This window comes from Arthrobacter sp. TJ-266 (assembly GCF_058269115.1).
Map to the genome: position 1 here is coordinate 508,756 of NZ_JBZCNC010000001.1, position 21,314 is coordinate 530,069.

Here is a 21,314-nt window from a genome sequence, read left to right on the forward strand (position 1 = left end):
CCATCCACGGCCAGGGGTCATGCTTCCGGTCCGAGGTCGACCGTGACCGTGGTACCGCCGCCAGGAGTACCGACGATGGTGATGGAGCCTCCGTGGGCTGCCGCGATGCGCGCGCACGTGGCGAGGCCGATACCGCTGCCCGCCGGATCGCCGTCGCGGTGCAACCGGACGAGCGGCTCCAGCACGCGCGTGCGGTCCGCGGGGTCGATTCCCTTGCCATGGTCGATGACGCGGAGCACCTGGGACTCACCGCTCGTGGCCACCACCTCGATGCGCGGGGGAACTCCCGGCTCCGAGTACGTGATGGCATTCGAGACGAGGTTCTGGAGGAGCGCCGTGACCTGGGCCCGGTCCACGAACAGTTCGGTGTCCTCAACGAGGACCACCGCATCGTAGGAGCTGGTCAGCGGCAGCACGTCCTGGAGTACGGCGCTCATCATGGTGCTCAGACGCACGGTCTGCCGCGTGATGGTGCCACCGATACGGGAGAACTCGAGCACCTCCTCCACCGTGGAGAGCATGCGGCTCGCACTGCCGCGGATGATGCTGAAGTAGCGGGCAGCAGGGCCGCTCGCCTGCACGTCCGTGTCCTGTTCGCTGAGCTCGGTGTAGCCGAGGATCGCGGTGAGGGGATTCTTGAGGTCGTGGCTCACACGCGCCGCGAACCCCGCGAGATCCTCGTTGCTGCGGCGCACCACCTCGAGGGCGGCCACCAATTGGCGTGTCTTGAACTGCAGCTCGAGGATCTCGACCACCTGGCGCGCGAGGATCTCGAGGCCCTCACGCTGCTCGGCGTCGAAGGAACGCGTGGCGGGGGAGAAGACGCACAGGGATCCGAGCGCGTAGCCGGTCTCGGTCACGAGGGGCACCGACGCGTAGGAGCGGACCTGCGCGATGCGCCCGTTGACGAAGGGATTGTCGACGAAGCGGGGGTCGGCGGAGGCATCGGCCAGGGCGGTGATGGCGCCCGTGGTGAACACCTTCGAGCACATCGAGTCGTCCCGCGAGCACACGGCGGCGTCCACGCCCACGGCGGCCAGCTGGTGCTGCTCATCCGCCGTGATGATGTTGATGACGCCCGCATCCATGCCGCTGATGCGCACCGCGAGTTTCACGAGGTCGAGGAGCTCCGGCGGAGTGTCATAACCGAGCTCCGCGCCAGCGCCGCCCGGCCGCGCCTCGCCGGTGCTGCCCGACGGCAGGCCGTAGTCCTGGAGCACCGCCTGACGGGCGAATTCCTGCAATTCCGTTTCGTCGGCATGAAGCAGTGACATGGTTACCCCTGGACCTTGAGACCGGCACATCTGGAACTCATGATTGCACGCGTCCTCGGCATTGATGGTGGCGGCTATTCGTGCGTGACGTCCGTCCGGATGGGTACGCACGCCGTTCGTGCTGTCAGCTGAGCGAGCGGATGCGCAACGCCAGGTAGAGATGCACGCGGTCGGCCGTGACGGCGGCGTCGTACCCGGTGAGCGCTCTGACCTGCTGCAGGCGGTAGCGGATGGTGTTGCGGTGCAGGTCGAGGTCCGCCGCGACGGCGGCCACCGAGCCGTCGAGGTCGAGGTAGCGGCGCAGGGTCAGGACGAGGCCTGCGCGGTGCGCTTCGTCGAACGCTTCCAGGGGTGCGAGCGTGCCGGCGGCGAAGTCCGCGAGTGGCACGTCGGCGCTCGCCATGAGCAGTGACGCGAGAGTGAGACGTTCGGCGATGTTGACGGGCCGGCCCCGCTGCAGGGCGTCCGCCGCTTCGAAGTAGCTCCACCGGAGCCCCTGCGGCTGCACGTAGGCACCGCCCACGCCGATCCGCGCGGTGAGGCCCGCCCCGTGCAGGTAGCGGCCGAGCGCCTCCGCCTCCGCGGTGCCCGACGTCGGGGTCACGAGGACGAGACGTTCGTCGACGAGCGCCTCGACGACGGCGCCCAGCCCGTCTGGCAGGGGGAGGGTGCGAAGGGCGCGCCGCTGGCCGGAGGCGACGTCGACCATCACCACGCGGTGGCGCGCCGCGGTGTCCACGCCGAGCCCCGCGAGCCGGACCGCTGCCTCCGGACCGTCCAGCGTGCCCCGCACCACGTCCTCGAGTACCTGGCCCGCGGCGGTGCGCGCCCCTGTCCTGTTCCGGGCCTGATTGGTCAGTTCCACGGAGATGAGGGTCTGGGCGTACGTCAGGATGGCCGCGGGTGCGCAGGGCTCGGCGATGGCGAGGGTGCAGCGGTCCTTGAGGCCCGTCGCGATCGGCAGCCGGTGCCATCTGCCGGGAGCCGTCATGGTCCCGTCCGCGCCGCCAGCCTCCCGTCCGCCGTCCGCCGTCCTCGGGGACGTGGCACGGCCGACGACGCCGGTTCCGCGCCCCGGACGCGCGACCTGGCGGGCGGCGGGGGCGGCGGCACCTGCGATCCGTGCGCCGTACTGGAAGAGGGCGACGTCGGAGCCGAGCATGCGGGCGAGCTCGGCGAGCAGCGCGTCCAGCCCGCCCTGTCCGAGCAGAGTGGAGGCGAGGGTCGCGTGCCCCTCGAGGAGTGTCTCGAGCCCCGCATAATGATCGGCGGACAGGGCGTCCGCCACCCGCTTGCCGATCGCGATGAAGGGAACCTCGTAGGGCACGCGGAACGTGGGCAGGCCCACGGCGTCGGCCGCAGCGAGGAGGTCCGCGGGGATGCCCGGGAACGTCAGCCCCACGCCGAACCCTATGGCGAGGACGCCCGCCTCGTGCGCGCGCTGCACGAAAGCCCGTTGCGCGGCTGGGGTGGTGAGGCGGATGCCCGTGGTGAGCACCACCTCGGCAGCGTTGAGGAAAGGCCGCGGATCCTCGAGTTCCGTGACGGCGACCCACTGGATGACCTGTGCGGGCGGCGGTGCGGCGCCCTCGAGCACGAGGCCCAGCGCGGGGTCCGCCAGCAGGTCGTCGAGGGAGATGGCCATGCGCACAGCGTAGCGCGCCCTTGTGCTCCTGCACCGGGGGTACCCGGAGGGTCTGTGCAGCAGGACGTGGCGGGACTCTCCCGGGCGGCGGTACGGTCGGTGCGAACGCAGGTGGCGTGTTGCCTCCCCACCCCCCCCCGAAAGGAAGAGCCACGTGGCCGAGACCCTCAGGAACTTCATCGACGGCGTTTTCGTGACGCCCGTCGGCGTCGAGTTCCTCGACGTCGTGAACCCGACCAACGGCGAGGTCGTGGCGCAGTCGCCCATTTCCACGCCCGCGGACGTCGACGACGCCATGCAGGCGGCCGCCCGCGCCTTCACCACGTGGAAGCGGACCACGCCGAGCCAGCGACAGTTGATGCTGTTGAAACTCGCCGATGCCGTCGAGGCCGCGAGTGACGAACTCGTGGAGGCGCAGCACCGCAACACGGGTCAGGTGCGCGAGATGATCGCCGCCGAGGAGGTCGCCGTGGGGGCCGATCAGCTGCGCTTCTTCGCCGGCGCCGCGCGCATCATCGAGGGCAAGTCCGCCGGCGAGTACCTGGAGGGCCACACCTCCTACGTGCGTCGCGAGCCTATCGGCGTCGTGGCGCAGGTGGCGCCCTGGAACTACCCCTTCCTCATGGCCATCTGGAAGATCGGGCCGGCGCTCGCCGCGGGTAACACGGTGGTGCTCAAGCCGAGTGACACCACGCCCGAGTCCACGCTCGTGCTGGCGCGCCTCACGCAGGGGATCCTGCCGGACGGCGTGCTCAACGTGGTGCTCGGCACCGCGGAGACCGGCACCGCCATGACGGAGCACCCCGTGCCGGGGCTCGTCTCCATCACCGGGTCCGTGCGCGCGGGCATCGCCGTCGCCTCGAGCGCGGCGAAGGGCCTGAAGCGGGCGCACCTCGAACTCGGCGGCAAGGCCCCCGCCGTCGTGTTCGCGAACGCGGACCTGAGGAGGACGGCGGAGGCGATCACCGAGTTCGCGTTCTTCAACGCGGGCCAGGACTGCACCGCGATCACCCGCGTGCTCGTCCAGGAGGAGGCGCACGACGAGCTCGTGGCGGCGATGGTCGAGCACACGGCCACCCTGCGGACCGGCAGCGACGACGATTCCGAGAACTACTTCGGTCCGCTCAACAACATCAACCACTTCAACGCCGTGAACGCAGTGATCGACGCGCTGCCCGAGCACTGCAGCATCGCCACCGGTGGCAAGCGCGCGGGCGAGAAGGGCTACTTCTTCGAGCCGACCATCATCACGGGCGCCCGGCAGGACGACGCCGTGGTGCAGCAGGAGACGTTCGGGCCCGTGCTGACGGTCCAGACGTTCGCCACCGAGGAGGAGGCCGTCCGCCTGGCCAACGGCGTGGACTACGCCCTGGCATCCAGCGTGTGGACCACTGACCACGGCACCGCGATGCGTGTCTCGCGCGACCTCGACTTCGGGGCCGTGTGGATCAACACGCACATCATGCTCACGGCCGAGATGCCGCACGGCGGCTTCAAGAACTCCGGCTATGGCAAGGACCTCTCCATGTACGGCGTGGAGGACTACACCCGCATCAAGCACGTCATGAGCGTGCTGGACGCCTGAGCACGGCTCGGATCCAGGAAAGACGAGGAACACGATGACCACCTTCGCAACCACTCCCGGCGTCACCGCCTCGCGCTTCAGGCTCGAGCAGAAGCGGCGCATCACCGGCGACTTCCCCGGCCCCAGGTCCACCGAGCTGGCCGCGCGCCGTGCCGCCGTCGTCGCCAAGGGCGTCGCCTCGGGCGTGCCCGTGTACGTGGCGGACGCCGACGGCGGGATCATCCACGATGTCGACGGCAACGCCTTCATCGACCTCGGCTCCGGTATCGCGGTGACCAGTGTGGGCGCCTCGGACCCCGCCGTCGTCGATGCCGTCAAGGAGCAGGTGGAGCACTTCACGCACACGTGCTTCATGGTGACCCCCTACGAGGGCTACATCGCCGTCGCCGAGCAGCTCGCCGAGCTGACCCCGGGCGACTTCGAGAAGCGCACCGTCCTGTTCAACTCCGGGGCCGAGGCGGTGGAGAACGCCGTCAAGGTGGCGCGCCTCGCCACCGGCCGGAACGCCGTCGTCGCGTTCGACCACGCGTACCACGGCCGGACCAACCTCACGATGGCGCTGACGGCCAAGTCCATGCCGTACAAGACCAACTTCGGGCCGTTCGCGCCCGAGATCTACCGCGTACCGATGAGCTACCCCTTCCGCGAGGAGAACCCGGCCATCACGGGTCCCGAGGCGGCGCAGCGTGCCATCACGATGATCGAGAAGCAGATCGGCGCCGAGTCGGTCGCCGCCATCATCATCGAGCCGGTCCAGGGTGAGGGTGGATTCATCGTCCCCGCCGACGGCTTCCTGCCGGCGCTGGCCGCATGGGCCACGGCCAACGGCGTGGTCTTCATCGCCGACGAGGTGCAGTCGGGCTTCTGCCGCACGGGTGAATGGTTCGCGGTGAACCACGAGGGCGTGGTGCCGGACATCATCACCATGGCCAAGGGGATCGCGGGCGGCATGCCGCTCTCGGCCATCACCGGCCGGGCGGACCTGCTCGACGCCGTCCACGCCGGCGGGCTCGGCGGTACCTACGGCGGGAATCCGGTGGCGTGCGCGGCAGCCCTCGGGGCCATCCGCACCATGAAGGAGCAGGACCTCGCCGGGCGGGCCCGCCACATCGAGCAGATGGTGACGGAGCGGTTCACGGCCCTGCAGCAGGAGCTCGGTGAGGGAAGCATCATGGGCGAGCTCCGCGGGCGGGGTGCCATGCTGGCGCTCGAGTTCGTGATGCCGGGCGGCGGCAAGGCACCGAATGCGGACGCGACGAAGGCGATCGCGGCGCACTGTCTGCGGGAGGGCGTGATCATCCTGACCTGCGGCACCTACGGCAACGTGATCCGTCTGCTGCCGCCCCTCGTGATCACGGACGATCTGCTGGCCGACGGCCTGGACGTCCTCGAGGCCGCCATCCGGGCTGCCGCAGCCTGACGCACCGGGCACAGCGGAACGAGGAGGAAGGCCCGCACGCAGAAGACCCCGCAGCGAGGATCTCGCTGCGGGGTCTCGTGGTCTCCCGGTTGGGCTACTTCGTGGGGATCAGTGCCCGGAACTGGGGGTTGTCGGCCAGGAAGGCCTGCGCGTGCGGGCAGTAGGGCAGGGGCACCAGGCGGCGGCGGTGGATGTTGAGCAGTGTGTTCCGCATGAGGACGGGTTCGAGCCCCGCGCTGTGGTAGGCCGGACCCACCACGGTCTCGAGCAGCCGTACGCGGCCCGCTCGCATGTCGTACTTCACGTATCCGACCATCGTGCCGTCGTGGAAGAGCTCGAAGCGCGAGCTGACGGCGTTGTCGCGGAACTTCTCACGAAGTTCCTCAGCCTCGGTCTGCTCCGCCGCCCGGGCCTCGCGCTGGGCGAGCGCCTCGACGACGGCCTCGTAGTCCTCCTGCACGCCGAACGGCGGGAAGTCGGTGTCGAGGACGCGGTACAGCTGGTTGCTCATGATGCGCAGCTCGCGAGTGGTGATGGTCGAGAGGTCGTGCGGGACATCGGGAAGCGTGGGGCCCGCAGGAGCTTCGGCCGGAGCAGCGAAGTCGAGGGTGGAACGTTCGGGGACAACCGCGGCGCCATGGTCACGAGATCCGGACGGGGTGGGCGCTACGAGAGTGATGGGTGCAACAGACATGGTGTACCTCGGTAAATCGACATGCGGTAGGCCGTTGCTTGACCGTCCTCGAACGCTAACAGCTAACTCAGGATCCGTAAAGCTAGATGGTCTAGCAATCAGTAGGCTCATCAGGCGTCAGGCCCCCGTGCCTCGCTCGAGGGATGTGCCGGCAGGGATGAGGAGTGGCGCTCGATCGGTCGGCATGGGTGCCGCTTGATCGAGGTTGCGATGTCCTGGTCTGTCATCACGGTGCCGCGCTATGACATACCGTGTCATCGGCTACGGTGGGATCATGAGCAGATGGGCTCCGGACGCCGCCCTCCGGCTGGAGCGGGCCGCCGTCGAGCTCTTCACCGAGCAGGGGTACGGCCGGACCTCCGTCCCGCAGATCGCGGCTCGGGCCGGGCTCACCACGCGGACGTTCTTCCGCCACTTCCCGGACAAGCGGGACGTCCTGTTCCTCCGGGAGCGGGAGCTCCCCGGCGTCGTCGAGGCGCTGGTCGCCGAAGCGCCTGCCTTCCTCTCACCGCTGGGTCTCGTGATGCACGGGTTCGAGGCGATGGCGAGGGGCCCCTTCGAGGGCTGGCGCGAGGACATCCTGGCCCGGCGCGCCATCATCGAATCCGACCAGGGCCTCCGCGAGCGGGAGCTGCTGAAGAACCTGGTGCTCGGTGACGTGATCGGTGCGGCGCTCGAACGGCACGGGGTGGAGACCCGCGAGGCCCGACTGGTGGCACGCTACGGCGTCACGGTGTTCGAGCTGGCCCTCACCGAGTGGCTGGATACGGAGGGTGCGGCCTTCGTGGACGTGCTGCGCTCCACGGCGTACCGGATGGGGCGGCTCGTGCACCCCGCGCGTCAGGACGAGTAGGCGGCCAGCTGCAGCCGCAGGCCCGCGATCATGCTCTCCAGGCCGATCCGGAAGGCGGCATCCGCCGCGGGGTCCTCGCCGGCCGAGGCCGTGGCGCTCCTCACCGCCGCCGTGAAGACCGGGAACTGTTCCGCGGCACCTCCTGCCTCGAAGATGTCGACGGGAGCCACGACGTCCAGCGCCGAGCCGTAGATGAAGGACTCGAGTGCCACGATCGCGGGGACGATCCGCTCCTCGGGCCAGCCGCCGTCGCGGAAGCCGCGGGCCACCTCCTCGTACATCCGCAGTGTCCCGGCAGCGTCGGCGACGGGCATCACGGCGATGACCGGGACGAGCGGGGCGTGCCGCGCGAAGACCTCGCGGTAGGACCACGCCCACCGCCGCACGGCCTCGTCCCAGGCCTCCGAGGTGAAGGCGCCGACGTCCACCATGGTCATGACGTGGTCCTGCACCCAGCCGAGCACCTCCTGCTTCGAGGCGGCGTGGTTGTAGAGCGCGGACGCGGCGACCCTGAGGCGTCGGGCGAGAGCGGACATCGTCAGGCCCTCGTGCCCCGACTGCGTGATCAGTTCCAGGGCCGCCTCCGTGATGCGCTCCTTCGAGAGCACGCTGCGGGGTGGCCGCCCGGCCCGTCGAGGCGCCGGTGCGGGCGGCGGCGGTGGCGTCATCGGTGGTCCTCCTGTCGCGGCATCCCGGGCCGGCCGGCCCTTCCCCGAACGGATGCCCGTAGCTATAGTAGGCGCAATAATGAATGGCATTCATTTTGTGGCCTGCGTCATGGAGCCGGGAAGGAACACGTGAGAACCATCGAGCGCGACGTCGTGATCATCGGAGCGGGGCCCTCGGGCCTGACCGCTGCGCGGGAGCTCCGGCGGGCGGGGCGGAGCGTCGCCGTCCTCGAGGCGCGGGACCGCGTGGGCGGGCGCACGCACACCGATGTCGTCGACGGCGCGGTGCTCGAACTCGGCGGGCAGTGGGTGTCGCCGGACCAGACCGCGTTGATCGCACTCCTCGGCGAGCTGGGCCTCGACACCTACCCCCGCTACCGGGAGGGTGATTCCGTCTACATCGGCCCCGACGGCGAACCCATCCGCTACTCCGGCGACATGTTCCCCGTCGGCGACTACACGCGGGAGGAGATGGAGCGGCTCATCGCCGTCCTCGACGAGATCGTCGCGGAGGCGGGCCCCGAGGCACCCTGGAACCACCCGGACGCACGGGCCCTCGACACGATCTCCTTCCACCACTGGCTGCGGCAGCACTCGGACGACGAGGAGGCCTGTGACAACATCGGCCTGTTCATCGCAGGCGGCATGCTGACGAAGCCCGCGCACTCCTTCTCGGCGCTGCAGGCCGTCCTCATGGCGGCGAGTGCAGGCTCCTTCTCGAACCTCGTGGACGAGAACTTCATCCTCGACCGGCGCGTGATCGGCGGCATGCAGTCGGTCTCGGAGCGGATGGCGGCGGACCTCGGCGAGGACGTGGTGCTGTCCAGCCCGGTACGGACGCTCCGCTGGAGCGGGATCGACGGCGTGGACGGCGTCACGGTGGTCTCGGACACCACGACCGTGCACGCGCGCTACGCGGTGGTGGCCGTGCCGCCCAACCTGTACTCGCGCATCAGCTACGAGCCTCCGCTGCCGCGCCGACAGCTCCAGATGCACCAGCACCAGTCACTGGGCCTCGTCATCAAGGTGCACGCCGTCTACGCCACGCCGTTCTGGCGGGAGGAGGGCCTCTCCGGCACCGGCTTCAGCGCCGGTTCGATCGTGCAGGAGGTCTACGACAACTCGAACCTCGAGGATCCCCGCGGCACCCTGGTGGGCTTCGTGTCCGACGAGCGGGCGGACGCCATGTTCGAGCTGCCGCCGCACGAGCGCCGGGAGCGCATCCTCTCCTCGATCGCCGGGTTCCTCGGCCCGCAGGCCCTCGAACCCGAGGTGTACTACGAATCCGACTGGGCCTCCGAGGAATGGACACGCGGCGCCTACGCCTCGAGCTACGACCTCGGCGGTCTGCACCGCTACGGGCGCGACCAGCGGACCCCGGTGGGCCCCATCCACTGGTCCTGCTCGGACATCGCTGCCGAGGGCTACCAGCACGTGGACGGCGCCATCCGGATGGGCCGCCGCACCGCCGTCGCCGTGGACCGCGCCCTCTCGGCGGGCCTGCAGTCCACCGGTTCCACCAAGGAGGCTTGAGCCATGCGCTACATCGTCGGGTACACCGCGGACGAACGCGGGCATGACGCCGTCAGCCTCGCCGTCGCCCTCGCGCGCCGCCAGGACGCCACCCTCGATCTGGTGCTCGTGACACCGGAGCACTCGCTGTACGCGGGCACCTACCCGCCGGACAAGGGCTTCGACACCCTCCTCACCGAGCAGATGCAGGAGTGGATGGACGAGGGCCTCGCCCTGGTGCCCGAGGACGTCACCGCCCGCGGCGTGGTGATCCGGGCGGAGTCCAACGCGGAGGGGCTCATCCGCGCCGCGGAGGACACCGAGGCGTCACTGATCGTGATCGGTGCCAGCACCCGCGGTCTGGCCAGCCGCTACAGCGTGGGCAACGTGGCCCGGGCGCTCCTCCACGCGGCCCCCGTGCCCGTGGCCCTCGCCCCGCAGGGCTACCGCCGCACCGATCCGGTCACGCGCCTCACGTGCGCCGTGGGCCGGCGGGCCGGGGCCGACGACGTCATCGCCGTCGCGATCGCGTCCGCCGAACGCCGGGGCCTACCCCTCCGGCTCGTCTCGCTGGTACCGCTCGACACCGGTCTGCCGGACCCGGAGCGTGCCGAGGAGGATGCGAACCGGCTGCTGGCCGAGGCGGCGGCACCGCTCGCGGCCGGAGGTCGCGTCAGCGTCGAGACGGCGCGGGGAACCTCCATCGAGGAAGCGATCAACGCCCTGGCCTGGGACGAGGGGGAGGTGCTGCTCGTCGGATCGAGCCGCCTGGCGCAGCACACGCGCATCTTCCTCGGGTCCACGGCCGCCAAGATCCTGCGCACGCTGACCGTCCCCATGGTCGTGGTCCCGCGCACCTACGCCCCACCCGCCGTCGGGCCGGGCCCATCATCGGAGGCACGCGCATGAGCATCGACGAGACGACCGAACGGGGAACCGGCCTCAGCCGGAAGGGCCTGGACTCCGGGACGGTGGGCCTGCTGGGCGCCGTCGTGATCGGGGTGTCCTGCGTGGCCCCCGCCTACACGCTCACGGCGGCGCTCGGCCCCACCGTCGCGGAAGTGGGCGTGAACCTGCCGGCCATCTTCCTCGTCGGGTTCATCCCCATGCTGCTGGTGGCTCTCGGCTACCGCGAACTCAACGCCGCCATGCCCGATTCCGGGACCTCCTTCACCTGGGCCACGCGGGCGTTCGGTCCGTGGGTCGGGTGGATGGGCGGCTGGGGGCTGATCGCCGCCACCGTGATCGTCCTCTCCAACCTTGCAGCCGTGGCGGTGGACTTCTTCTACCTTCTCCTCTCGCAGCTCTTCGACGACCCGGCGCTGGCCGACCTCACGTTGGACCTCCCGGTGAACATCGCGACGACGCTCGTGTTCATCGCCCTCGCCTGTTACGTCTCGTACCGCGGCATGGAGGCCACGAAGACGGTGCAGTACGTGCTCGTCACGTTCCAGCTGGTGGTGCTCGCCTGGTTCGCCATCGCCGCGTTCATCCACGTGGCGAACGGCTCCGCCTTCGACGCCACCACCATCAGCGCCGACTGGTTCAACCCCTTCGCGGTCGGCTCCTTCTCGGCGTTCGCCGCCGGGGTCTCCCTCTCGATCTTCATCTACTGGGGCTGGGACGTGGCCCTCACCATGAACGAGGAGACCACCAACCCGCGCACGACGCCGGGGCGCGCCGGTGCGCTCACCGTCGTCGTCATCGTGGTCATCTACCTGACGGTCGCGCTCGCGACCCTCGCCTTCGCGGGTGTCGGTGACGGCGAGTTCGGCGCCGGCAACCCGGACAACCAGGGGAGCATCTTCGCGGCGCTCGCCGGGCCCGTGATGGGCCCCTTCGCCATCCTGATGTCCATGGCCGTGCTCAGCTCCTCGGCGGCGTCGCTGCAGTCCACGTTCGTCTCACCGGCTCGCACCCTCCTCGCCATGGGGCACTACCAGGCGTTGCCCAAGGGCTACGGACGCATCAGTCCGCAGCGGAAATCACCGAGCTTCGCCACGGTGGCCGCCGCGCTCGCCGCAGGCGGATTCTACGTGTTCACGCGCCTCACGTCCGAGAACGCCCTGTGGGACACCATCGCGGCCCTCGGGCTCATGATCTGCTTCTACTACGGCATCACGGCCCTCGCGTGCGTCTGGTACTTCCGGGCGCAGGCGTTCTCCAGCGTGCGCGGGTTCCTGTTCCGCTTCCTCGCGCCGCTGCTGGGCGGCGTGATCCTCATGGTCATGTTCGTGAAGACCGCCGTCGACTCCATGGACCCCGAGTACGGGTCCGGGTCCGAGCTGTTCGGCGTGGGCATGGTGTTCATCCTCGGGATCGGCGTGATCCTGCTCGGAGCGGTGCTCATGCTCGTGTGGTCGCGCATCAATCCGGCGTTCTTCCGGCAGGACGTCCTGACCCGCGGACAGGCTCCGGCAGGCCCCGAACCCCTGCGTTAGAGTGATCCGATGCCGCCGCGCCCGTCTCCGGGCGGGGCCGCGCCGTCACGTCGTCACCACGGCCTCGTCACCAGGTCCTCGTAGGGAGGCCGCCACCGCAGGGAAAGGGTTGCCCAGTGCGCTATGTCGTCGGCTACACCGAGAACGATCGCGGACAGGAGGCCGTGGAACTCGCGACCTCCCTGGCTCTCACGCAGTCGGCCGGGATCGATCTCGTGACCGTGCTCGACTGGCCCCAGGACGGCAGCGTGGCTCCCGGTGGACGCCGGGCGCAGGAGGCGCTGGACCGCGCGAAGGCGCACGTCCCCGACGGTATCGAGGTCACCACGCACGTGCGGCTCGCGGACTCCTTCGCGCAGGGACTCCTCGAGACCGCGCACGACGTCGATGCCGGGCTGATCGTCATCGGCGCCGCGGGCAACGGGCTCCTCCGCCGCTTCACGGTGGGCAGTGTCGCCAACGCCGTGCTGCACAGCTCACCCCTCCCCGTGGCCCTCGCGCCCCGCGGCTACCGGCACCGCGCCGCCTTCACCCGCATGACCTGCGCCGTCGGCACGCGCCCCGGTGCGGAGGGAGCCCTGGACGTCGCGGTCGAGTCCGCCGCCCGCCGTGGCCTGCCGCTCCGGCTCGTCTCGCTCGTTGCCCTCGACGTCCATGAGCACTCGGATTCGGGTGAGGCGATCAACCGGGCGCACCAGCACGCGCACTCCGTCCTCGCGCGCGCCGTGGAGCAGCTGCCCGAGGGTCATGAGACGTCCATCATCGTGGCGCACGGCCGCACCATCGAGCAGGCCATCGACAACATCGAGTGGGATCCGGGTGAGCTCGTGATCGTGGGATCGAGCCGCCTCGCGCAGCGCCGTCAGCTGTTCCTCGGGGCCACGGCGAACAAGATGCTGCGCGAACTCCCGGTGCCGATGGTGGTCGTGCCGAGGGAGTGGGTCCGCGCCGAGCGCTGACCCTTCGGACCGCGGCGGGCGGGGTCACGCCGTCGTTCTTCCGGCCACCCGCGGCGTCGAGGACGCCCGCCCGCGGAGCATCACGGCGCCCAGCACCACGAACATCACGCCGGTCAGGGCGGCGAAGACGTCCCCGTGCGGCTCCCGTGCATGGACGGCCGTGAAGTCGGCGAGCGCGTGGACGAGCACCAGCGGCAGGATCCAGTGGAAGCGGTACTGGAAGGCCGCCATCGCGAACCCCACGACGCCGGAGAGCAGCACGTTGGTCAGGATGTCGTAGGTGCCACGCCCCTGCTGATGAGTTCCTCGTTGAACCCGACCATGAGCAACGTCAGGACCCAGAGGGCGACGCCGGGCGGTGCGACGTCGAGCCCTGACGGCAGGAGCCATGACAGGGCCTCGGCCAGGAGCACGAGGAGGAAGAGAGCCGCGCTGCGACCGGCCCACAGGCGCGTGATGCCGATGCGGTGCCACAACCGGAACCGCGTCACCAGGGCTACGGCGAAGACACAGCAGAGGCCGTTCACGAAGAGGCCCGCATACCAGCCGCCGATCCCGAGCAGGGGAGCGAGGGCGAGGCCGCCGATGATCACGCCGAACCGGGCGAGGTGCACGGCAGCCGCGACGAGGAAGTCCGTTGCCTGTGCTCTGGTCATGGCACGAAGATGGTGCCCCGCCGTGATCCACCGAAGGGACCACCCGCCGTCGTCGCGTCCCTCGCATGCGGAGACGCGGCGCGCCCGCCGTCCGGTCAGGCGGCGCTGACCGCGGGCTCCGCAGCGCGCGCGATCCGCGGCTGGCGCCGCACCGTGCGCAGCATGTCGATGGTGAGGAGGACCAGGCCCAGCCAGACGAGCCCGAAGCCGATCCACCGCTCGAACGGCATCTCCTCGCCGAACACGAGCAGGGCCAGGAGGAACTGGATCACCGGGGCGAGGTACTGCAGCAGGCCGATGGTCGTCAGGGGCAGGCGGCGGGCTGCCGCTCCGAAGAAGATCAGGGGCACGGCCGTGATGATGCCGGAGGACGCCATGATCCAGAAGTGCGCGGTGCCCTCGGTGATCAGTGTCGCGGAGCCGGTGGAGCCGAGCCAGAGCATCACGGCGGCGGCGATCGGCGTGAGGACCGCCGTCTCGATGCTGAGGCTCGAGACGGCGTCCACCCGGGAGCCGACCTTCTTCTTGACGAAGCCGTAGATGCCGAAGGAGAACGCGAGGGTCAGGGCGATCCACGGCACCGACCCGTAGCCGACGGCGAGCACCACGACTGCGAGCAGCCCCATGCCGATGGCGGTCCACTGGAGGGGCCGCAGCTTCTCGCGCAGCACCACCACGCCGATGAGCACCGAGACGATCGGGTTGATGAAGTAGCCGAGGGAGGCCTCGATGGCCTGACCGGAGGTGACGCCGTAGGTGTAGACGAACCAGTTGACGGCGATGAGCAGGGCGGCGACGGCTAGCGTGCCCACGATGCTCGGGGTGCGCAGTGCCGTGACGACCGGGCGCCATGACCGCATGGCCGTCAGCAGGAGGGCGCAGAAGACGAGGGACCAGAGAACGCGGTTCGCCACGATCTCTATGGGCCCGGCGGGCGCGAGGATCACGAAGAAGAGCGGGAGCAGGCCCCACAGGCCATAGGCGGCGGTGCCGAAGAGGATGCCGACGGAGTTCTCGCTCCTCGGCTGACGGCCGGACTGCACACCCGTAGTTCTCACGAGCAGCGGAACGGGCCGCCGCAGCGCTTTTATTCCCCGACGCCCGGCCACCCGACCCTGCACGGGTCCTCGATCACGCTGCGCGGCACCGCCGCCCGCCGTGTACCCCCGGACGAGACCTCCGCCACTCCTTGAACTCCGCGGGGCGTGCGCCATTTAGAATAAGGAACTGTGCGCTTATTCCGTGCACAGCTGTCGATCAGGATCATCTCCGCTCGAAAGAAGGCAATCCAGTGTCTACCTCAGCTGCGGCCCGGCCGCTGCGGGTCGCGATCATCGGCGCAGGTCCGGCCGGCGTGTACGCCGCCGACATCCTCACGAAGTCGAACGAGGTCAAGGACGGCGACTTCGCCGTGAGCATCGACCTCTTCGACCAGTACCCGGCGCCGTACGGGCTGATCCGCTACGGGGTTGCACCTGACCACCCGCGCATCAAGGGCATCGTCAACGCCCTGCACAAGGTCCTGGACCGCGGTGACATCCGGTTCCTCGGCAACATCAACTACGGCCGGGACCTCACCCTCTCCGACTTCCGCCGCTTCTACGACGCCGTGATCTTCGCGACGGGTGCCATCAAGGACGCCGATCTCAGCGTCCCCGGCGTCGAGCTCGAGGGTTCCTTCGGCGGCGCCGACTTCGTGTCCTGGTACGACGGCCACCCCGACGTCAGCCGGGACTGGCCGCTCGAGGCCAAGGAGATCGCGGTGATCGGCAACGGCAACGTGGCCCTCGACGTCGCGCGGATCCTCTCCAAGCACGCGGACGACCTGCTGTCCACGGAGATCCCCGACAACGTGTACCAGGGGCTGAAGGCCTCGCCCGTGACGGACGTGCACGTGTTCGGTCGCCGCGGACCGGCGCAGGTGAAGTTCACGCCCCTCGAGCTCCGCGAACTCTCGCACTCGCGCGACGTGGACGTCGTCCTCTACCCGGAGGACTTCGACTTCGATGCCGGGTCCGAGGAGCAGATCGCCACCAACAACCAGACCAAGACGATGGTGAAGACGCTCACCAACTGGCTGGTCGAGGACGAGCCCACGGGCGCCTCCCGCCGGCTGCACCTCCACTTCCTGCACTCTCCCGTGGCGATCCACGACTCACCGGAGACGCCGGGCAAGGTGGCCGGGATGAGGTTCGAGCGCACCGAGCTCACGGGTGACGGATCCGTGCGCGGCACGGGCGAGATGATCGACTACCCGGTGCAGGCCGTCTACCGTGCCATCGGCTACTTCGGGTCCGAACTGCCCGAGGTCGGCTTCGACGAGAAGCGCGGGGTCATCCCCAACGAGGGCGGCCGCGTGATCGACGAGGAGGGCAACCACGTGCCCGGCATCTACGCGACCGGCTGGATCAAGCGCGGTCCAGTGGGCCTCATCGGGCACACGAAGGGTGACGCCCTGGAGACCATCGGCTATCTCCTCGAGGACAGGCTCAACCTCCCGCCGGCCGAGAACCCCTCCGAGGACGCGATCATCGACCTCCTCGAGGAGCGCGGCGTCCGCTACACCACCTGGGACGGCTGGCTGAAGCTGGACGCGCACGAGGCGAAGCTCGGCGCCAACTTCGTGAACACCTCGGGCAACGCCGAGGTGATCCGGGAGCGCGTGAAGCTCGTTCCACGCGAGGACATGGTCGCCATTTCCCGCGGGGAGTAGCGCCGCTATGCTGTGACCTGTCCCACGTCGACTGTGGGACAGGTCATGAAGCGGAGTGCCGATGTCGCCGTCCCGAGCCGCCGTCGCGGATCTCTCGTCCGACGCGCTGCAACGCGGGGCGCTCGCCGCACACGAGGCCCTCGAGCACGGCGCCGACGTCGCGGGGAAGCTGCGCGGGGTGGTCCGGGAATCGTGGATGAGGTCGCTGACCTTCCACCCGCGGCCGGACACCGCGCAGGCCGCCCTCTTCTGCTCCGAGGAGGAGCTCGAGGCCTATCGCCGTGGCCACCCGCTCGCCACCGTCATGCCCGTCATCGACCGCCTGCTCGTCCAGCCGAGCCTCGAGGCGGGGATGCTCGTGGCCGTGGGCGACGAGAACGGGCGTCTGCTCTGGGTCGAGGGTGACCGTGAGCTGCGACGCCGTGCCGAGGGCATGCTGTTCATGGCGGGTACCGACTGGTCCGAGGCGACCGTCGGTACGAGCGCCCCGGGAACGGCCCTCGCCCTCGGGCGGAGCGTCCAGATCGCAGGGGCGGAGCACTTCAATCCGGATGTCCGGCCCTGGAGCTGCACCGCCGTGCCGCTGCACGATCCCGACTCGGGCACCGTGCTCGGCGTCATCGACATCACCGGTGCCGGCGAGGCCGTCGCCCCCCACACGCTGGCGCTCGTGGAAGCGGCGGTGGCGGCAGCGGAGGCACACCTGAGCATCCACCGCTTGCAACGCAGGCTGGCGACGCCGAAGACCAGGCGCGCGTCGGTGCCACGGGCGGCGCTCTACCGGGACAGCCTGCAGGTTCTCGGCACGGATCACGGGATCCTGCACGCCGGTGGGGCCTCGCTCGAGCTGAGCCTCCGCCACGCCGAGCTGCTCGTGCTGCTGGCGCTGCATCTCGAAGGGCTCTCGGCGGACGAGCTCACCGTCATGGCCTACCCCGAGGGTGCCTCCGTCTCGACGGCGAGGGCCGAGATGCTGCGGCTCCGCAGGGTCCTCGCCGCGCACGGCGATGCCGTGGTGCCCGAATCGCGCCCGTACCGGCTGCGCTCCGACCTCGTGGTCGACGCCCTGCAGGTGCTCAACTACCTCCACCGTGGCGCGCACCGCATGGCCCTGGGCATCTACAGGGGGCCGGTCCTTCCGCGCTCGCAGGCACCGGCCATCGGTCGCCTCCGCCGCGAGGTGTCCACCCTCCTGCGCGACGCCGTCCTCAACGACGGCTCACCGGAGACGGTGTCCGACTACCTCGCCCTCCCGGAAGCGGCGGACGACGTCGAGGCCTGGCACCTCGCGCTGCGGGTTCTGCCGGCCCGGTCACCGAAGCGCGCCGTCGTCGTCGCGCACCTGGAGCAGGTGGAGGCGGAGCTCGCTGCCTCTGCGTCACCTCATGTTTCCCGAAACTTTGTTGCTGAATTGCAATAAAACCGTCTCGCGGTGCCGGGCGGCAGACTACCGTTGACCATGGTGGCTGAGATGGTCACGTGGGCTCATATCCCGCGTGCAGCGGCCGCCATACACAGCAGGTTTACAAGGGGATTTCGTGACGCAGGTTGGACAGCACCAGGTAACACCGACGGTGCCCGCGAGGAACCGCGCCTCGCGCACGAAGATGAACGCGACGCTCGCCATGGTGGTCTGCTTCGTCGGTTTCCAGGGTGTGGTGCCGCAGTCCTGGGAGTCGGCATCCGCCGTCGGTCCCGACCGCACCCCGACCGTGACGCTGTCAGGCCTGGTCGACGACGCCCTCATCCCCACGGGGACCGTGGGCTCCTCCCTCCTCGTGCCTCTCGGGATCACGGACGCCGCAGCCGGCGCGGGTTCCGGTGCAGGGTCCAGCAACATCTCCACCACCTCGGTCCCGGCGAACCGCCCCGCCGAGGGCGCACTCTTCGCACCCCTCGACGTCCTGGTGCCCACCTCGCCATTCGGCTTCCGCACCAGCCCCATCACCGGTCAGGCGGGCGAGTTCCACACGGGCCAGGACTTCGCGGCTCCGTGCGGGACGCCGGTGTACGCGGCGGACGCCGGCACGGTCCGGGCCGTCGGCTGGCACCAGTGGGGCGGTGGCAACAGGGTCGAGGTGGATCACGGAAACGGTCTGATCACCAGTTACAACCACCTCGAAGCCATCTCGGTCTCCGTGGGGGACACCGTGGACGGCGGCGAACCCATCGCCACGCTCGGCACCACAGGCTCCTCGACGGGCTGCCACCTGCATTTCGAGACGATCCTCGACGGCGAACACGTCGATCCCGCGCGCTGGACGCTCGAGACGACCACGCACGGCGAGCGCAAGGGTGCGCTCGAGGACTACACGCCGGGGAAGGCCGATGTCTCGGACATCCCGGCCTGGGCGCAGTCGTCCACGCGGTCTGATCAGCAGCCTCCGGTCTCCGACGCACTGGCCGTCGGAGCGGGACGGCAGGAGTCACCGCTCGTCGCCGACGGTAGGGCCCAGAACGACGGGCTCGCGGACGGTGGGACGTCGCTGGGCGGCAACAGCCGTCCCGACGGCGGCAGCATCACTCCGCCGAACGGCGAGGGCTCCGACACGACGCCTGCGCCTCCGGGACCTCCCGCGACTCCGGGGCCGCCGACGCCTCCCGGACCGCCCGCACCTCCTGCGCCTCCCGAACCGCCCGCACCTCCTGCGCCTCTCGAACCGCACGCGCCTCCGGCACCGCCGACGCCTCCGGCACCGCCGACGCCTCCGGCACCGCCGACGCCTCCGCCGACGCCTCCGCCGCCCGGCACGAGCGACCCGGATCCCTCGTGCGACACCGACGACGACCAGACGCCAGAGGTGCCCGGCGAGGAAGCACCTGCGCAGCCGGGTGCCGCCGCGCCGGCGACCCCTGGTCCGACCGACCTGCAGGCCGCGTCGCCAACACCTGAGCCGGCTCCTGCGCCGACGCCGGGGATGACTCCTCCGCCGACACCGGGGCCTGAGGCTCCTCCTGCGTCGCCGGCGCCCGTCGAGGGTGAGCCTGCGCCGGGCGAGGAGGCGGATCCCGTGACACCACCGTGCGGCGATCCCGAGGACCCGACGGATCCCGCCACCCCGACGGATCCCGCCACCCCGGCACCTGGTACTCCGGCATCTGGCACTCCGGCACCTGCTAGTCCGGCACCTGGCATCCCGGCAACCGGGACGCCGTCGCCGTCTGCTGTCCCATCGGCCGAGAGCACGTCCTCGCCCTCCTGATCCCGTGTCCGGCCGGCGTCGGCTTGCCCTACGTGCCGCGTACCCCGCCCCGCGAGGGATGCGCAGCGGTGACGATGCAACGTCGGTGCAACTTCCTTCCTCCTAGGCTGTGCACACGGACGACGACGTCCTGTACGCAGCGGATTCGAGGAGTTGGACAATGACTGTTTACGCCCAGCCAGGCCAGGACGGTTCGAAGGTCAGTTTCAAGCCGAGGTACGAGAACTGGATCGGCGGTGAGTGGGCGCCACCGATCAAGGGCCAGTACTTCGAGAACATCTCACCGGTGACGGGCAAGGCCTTCTGCGAGGTGGCACGCGGCACGGCCGAGGACATCGAGCTCGCCCTCGACGCCGCACACAAGGCCGCTCCCGCGTGGGGCAAGACCTCCGTGGCGGAGCGCGCATCCGTGCTCAACCGGATCGCGGACCGCATGGAGGAGAACCTCGAGCTGCTCGCGGTCGCCGAGACCTGGGACAACGGCAAGCCCGTCCGTGAGACCCTCGCCGCGGACATGCCGCTCGCCATCGACCACTTCCGCTACTTCGCCAGCGCCATCCGCGCCCAGGAGGGGCACCTGTCCCAGCTCGACGAGGACATGACGGCCTACCACTACCACGAGCCGCTCGGCGTCGTGGGGCAGATCATCCCGTGGAACTTCCCCATCCTCATGGCCACCTGGAAGCTCGCGCCCGCCATCGCTGCGGGTAACGCCGTGGTGCTGAAGCCCGCCGAGCAGACCCCGACGTCGATCCTGGTCCTGATGGAGCTGATCAGCGACATCCTGCCCGCGGGCGTGGTGAACGTGGTGAACGGGTTCGGTGTCGAGGCCGGCAAGCCGCTGGCCTCGAGCAAGCGCATCCGTAAGATCGCCTTCACCGGCGAGACGACCACGGGCCGGTTGATCAGCCAGTACGCGAGCCAGAACCTCATCCCGGTGACGCTCGAGCTCGGTGGCAAGAGCCCCAACATCTTCTTCTCCGACGTCGCCGACAGCAACGATTCCTTCTACGACAAGGCGCTCGAGGGCTTCGCGCTGTTCGCCCTCAACCAGGGCGAGGTCTGCACCTGCCCGTCGCGCGCGCTCGTGCAGGGCTCCATCTACGACTCCTTCATGAGCGACGCCATCGCCCGCGTGGAGAAGATGATCCAGGGCAACCCGCTGGACACCGATACGCAGGTGGGTGCGCAGGCCTCCAACGATCAGCTCGAGAAGATCCTCTCCTACATGGACATCGGCACGCAGGAGGGCGCGAAGATCCTGATCGGCGGTGAGCGCAACATGCTCGAAGGCGACCTCGCCGAGGGCTACTACGTGAAGCCGACCGTATTCGAGGGCACCAACAGCATGCGCGTGTTCCAGGAGGAGATCTTCGGGCCGGTGGTGTCCGTGACCCGCTTCAACGACTACGCCGAGGCCATGGAGATCGCGAACGACACCCTGTACGGACTCGGCGCCGGTGTGTGGTCGAGGAACGGCAACGTGGCCTACCGCGCAGGCCGTGAGATCCAGGCGGGGCGCGTGTGGGTGAACAACTACCACGCCTACCCGGCAGGAGCTGCGTTCGGCGGGTACAAGTCCTCGGGTATCGGCCGCGAGAACCACGCCATGATGCTCGACCACTACCAGCAGACCAAGAACCTCCTGGTCAGCTACTCGGAATCCAAGCTCGGGTTCTTCTAGGAGATGC

Annotated in this window: 18 protein-coding genes; 11 read left to right on the plus strand and 7 right to left on the minus strand. The window is 69.8% G+C overall.

Features of this window, described 5'->3' with window-relative positions; genetic code table 11:
- Positions 1 to 17 precede the first annotated feature (17 nt).
- Positions 18 to 1,274, minus strand: a complete 1,257-nt coding sequence (locus AC4D12_RS02600; RefSeq protein ID WP_490948218.1) for a sensor histidine kinase — start codon at positions 1,272 to 1,274, stop codon at positions 18 to 20.
- Positions 1,275 to 1,398: 124 nt separating this feature from the next.
- Positions 1,399 to 2,919 carry a PucR family transcriptional regulator gene (locus AC4D12_RS02605; protein WP_490948219.1) on the minus strand — a complete coding sequence of 507 codons (1,521 nt, stop codon included), beginning with the start codon at positions 2,917 to 2,919 and terminating at the stop codon, positions 1,399 to 1,401.
- A 154-nt stretch (positions 2,920 to 3,073) separates the two neighbouring features.
- Here AC4D12_RS02605 and AC4D12_RS02610 point away from each other — a divergent pair, with 154 nt between their 5' ends.
- Both AC4D12_RS02610 and gabT read left to right on the plus strand, forming a co-directional pair.
- Positions 3,074 to 4,504 carry a gamma-aminobutyraldehyde dehydrogenase gene (locus tag AC4D12_RS02610; protein WP_490948220.1) on the plus strand — a complete coding sequence of 477 codons (1,431 nt, stop codon included), beginning with the start codon at positions 3,074 to 3,076 and terminating at the stop codon, positions 4,502 to 4,504.
- Between the two features lie 34 nt (positions 4,505 to 4,538).
- Positions 4,539 to 5,924: a 4-aminobutyrate--2-oxoglutarate transaminase gene (gabT, locus tag AC4D12_RS02615; RefSeq protein ID WP_490948221.1), complete on the plus strand. Its 1,386-nt coding sequence runs from the start codon at positions 4,539 to 4,541 to the stop codon at positions 5,922 to 5,924.
- 94 nt (positions 5,925 to 6,018) lie between these two features.
- Here gabT and AC4D12_RS02620 read toward each other — a convergent pair whose 3' ends face one another.
- On the minus strand, positions 6,019 to 6,618 hold the full coding sequence (locus AC4D12_RS02620) for a GNAT family N-acetyltransferase (RefSeq protein WP_490948222.1): 600 nt from the start codon (positions 6,616 to 6,618) through the stop codon (positions 6,019 to 6,021).
- 274 nt (positions 6,619 to 6,892) lie between these two features.
- Here AC4D12_RS02620 and AC4D12_RS02625 point away from each other — a divergent pair, with 274 nt between their 5' ends.
- Positions 6,893 to 7,471: a TetR/AcrR family transcriptional regulator gene (locus AC4D12_RS02625; RefSeq protein WP_490948223.1), complete on the plus strand. Its 579-nt coding sequence runs from the start codon at positions 6,893 to 6,895 to the stop codon at positions 7,469 to 7,471.
- Here the strand turns inward: AC4D12_RS02625 and AC4D12_RS02630 are convergent.
- Positions 7,459 to 8,139, minus strand: coding sequence for a TetR/AcrR family transcriptional regulator C-terminal domain-containing protein (locus tag AC4D12_RS02630; RefSeq protein ID WP_490948224.1), 681 nt, complete (start codon positions 8,137 to 8,139; stop codon positions 7,459 to 7,461). The genes AC4D12_RS02625 and AC4D12_RS02630 overlap by 13 nt on opposite strands.
- A gap of 129 nt (positions 8,140 to 8,268) precedes the next feature.
- On the opposite strand from AC4D12_RS02630, the gene AC4D12_RS02635 reads away from it, so the two are divergent.
- From AC4D12_RS02635 to AC4D12_RS02650, 4 genes are all read left to right on the plus strand, one after another.
- Positions 8,269 to 9,672 (plus strand): flavin monoamine oxidase family protein, encoded by a 1,404-nt coding sequence (locus AC4D12_RS02635; RefSeq protein ID WP_490948225.1) that lies wholly within the window; start codon positions 8,269 to 8,271, stop codon positions 9,670 to 9,672.
- A gap of 3 nt (positions 9,673 to 9,675) precedes the next feature.
- The gene (locus tag AC4D12_RS02640; RefSeq protein ID WP_490948226.1) at positions 9,676 to 10,560 is read left to right on the plus strand and encodes a universal stress protein; all 885 of its coding nucleotides are present in this window, start codon (positions 9,676 to 9,678) and stop codon (positions 10,558 to 10,560) included.
- Positions 10,557 to 12,092 (plus strand): APC family permease, encoded by a 1,536-nt coding sequence (locus tag AC4D12_RS02645; RefSeq protein ID WP_490948227.1) that lies wholly within the window; start codon positions 10,557 to 10,559, stop codon positions 12,090 to 12,092. The genes AC4D12_RS02640 and AC4D12_RS02645 overlap by 4 nt, the downstream gene beginning before the upstream one ends.
- 116 nt (positions 12,093 to 12,208) lie before the next feature.
- Entirely contained in the window at positions 12,209 to 13,051 is an 843-nt protein-coding gene (locus tag AC4D12_RS02650; protein WP_490948228.1) for a universal stress protein, read from the plus strand.
- Positions 13,052 to 13,075: 24 nt separating this feature from the next.
- Here the strand turns inward: AC4D12_RS02650 and AC4D12_RS02655 are convergent, their stop codons facing one another.
- From AC4D12_RS02655 to rarD, 3 genes are all read right to left on the minus strand, one after another.
- Positions 13,076 to 13,312 carry a hypothetical protein gene (locus AC4D12_RS02655; RefSeq protein ID WP_490948229.1) on the minus strand — a complete coding sequence of 79 codons (237 nt, stop codon included), beginning with the start codon at positions 13,310 to 13,312 and terminating at the stop codon, positions 13,076 to 13,078.
- 5 nt (positions 13,313 to 13,317) lie between these two features.
- Entirely contained in the window at positions 13,318 to 13,707 is a 390-nt protein-coding gene (locus AC4D12_RS02660; RefSeq protein ID WP_490948230.1) for a hypothetical protein, read from the minus strand.
- Positions 13,708 to 13,802: 95 nt separating this feature from the next.
- Complete coding sequence (gene rarD, locus AC4D12_RS02665) at positions 13,803 to 14,765, minus strand: EamA family transporter RarD (protein ID WP_490948231.1); 963 nt, start codon at positions 14,763 to 14,765, stop codon at positions 13,803 to 13,805.
- Positions 14,766 to 14,998: 233 nt separating this feature from the next.
- On the opposite strand from rarD, the gene AC4D12_RS02670 reads away from it, so the two are divergent.
- From AC4D12_RS02670 to exaC, 4 genes are all read left to right on the plus strand, one after another.
- A complete protein-coding gene (locus AC4D12_RS02670; protein WP_490948232.1) occupies positions 14,999 to 16,420 on the plus strand; it encodes an FAD-dependent oxidoreductase in 1,422 nt (473 codons plus the stop codon).
- A 61-nt stretch (positions 16,421 to 16,481) separates the two neighbouring features.
- Positions 16,482 to 17,840: a GAF domain-containing protein gene (locus AC4D12_RS02675; protein ID WP_490948233.1), complete on the plus strand. Its 1,359-nt coding sequence runs from the start codon at positions 16,482 to 16,484 to the stop codon at positions 17,838 to 17,840.
- A gap of 118 nt (positions 17,841 to 17,958) precedes the next feature.
- Positions 17,959 to 19,623 carry a M23 family metallopeptidase gene (locus tag AC4D12_RS02680; RefSeq protein ID WP_490948234.1) on the plus strand — a complete coding sequence of 555 codons (1,665 nt, stop codon included), beginning with the start codon at positions 17,959 to 17,961 and terminating at the stop codon, positions 19,621 to 19,623.
- A gap of 160 nt (positions 19,624 to 19,783) precedes the next feature.
- A complete protein-coding gene (gene exaC, locus AC4D12_RS02685) occupies positions 19,784 to 21,307 on the plus strand; it encodes an acetaldehyde dehydrogenase ExaC (protein WP_490948235.1) in 1,524 nt (507 codons plus the stop codon).
- Positions 21,308 to 21,314: the final 7 nt, after the last annotated feature.